We start from the raw sequence: 544 nt of genomic DNA on the forward strand, positions 1-544 counted from the left end.
CCGCAGGACCCGGCCGAGCTCCGCGCGAACACCCGGGCGACGGCCGCGCAGTACATCGCCTCGGGCATCGACCCGACCAAGGCGACGCTGTTCGTGCAGTCGCACGTCCCGGCGCACGCCGAGCTCGCGTGGGTGCTGAACACGCTCACCGGCTTCGGCGAGGCGAGCCGGATGACCCAGTTCAAGGACAAGTCCGCCCGGCAGGGCACCGAAGCCGCGTCGGTCGGGCTCTTCACGTACCCGATCCTGATGGCGGCGGACATCCTGCTGTACGACACGAAGGTCGTGCCGGTCGGCGACGACCAGCGGCAGCACGTCGAGCTCACCCGCGACCTCGCCGGGCGCTTCAACTCGCGGTTCGGCGACACGTTCGTCGTGCCGGAGGCCCGGATCCTCACCGACACGGCGCGGATCTACGACCTGCAGGACCCGACGAGCAAGATGAGCAAGTCGGCCGCGTCCGACAACGGCCTCATCCGCCTGCTCGACGACCCGAAGCGCACCGCGAAGAAGATCCGCTCGGCGGTCACCGACACCGAGCGCG

General features: G+C 70.2%; 1 protein-coding gene. It reads left to right on the forward strand.

What is annotated here, in order from left to right; genetic code table 11:
- On the forward strand, positions 1-544 hold a 544-nt coding region (trpS, locus tag BIV01_RS12875; protein ID WP_071303091.1), incomplete at both ends, for a tryptophan--tRNA ligase.

Origin of the sequence: Curtobacterium sp. MCBA15_013, assembly GCF_001865095.1 — a bacterium.
Taxonomy (GTDB): domain Bacteria; phylum Actinomycetota; class Actinomycetes; order Actinomycetales; family Microbacteriaceae; genus Curtobacterium.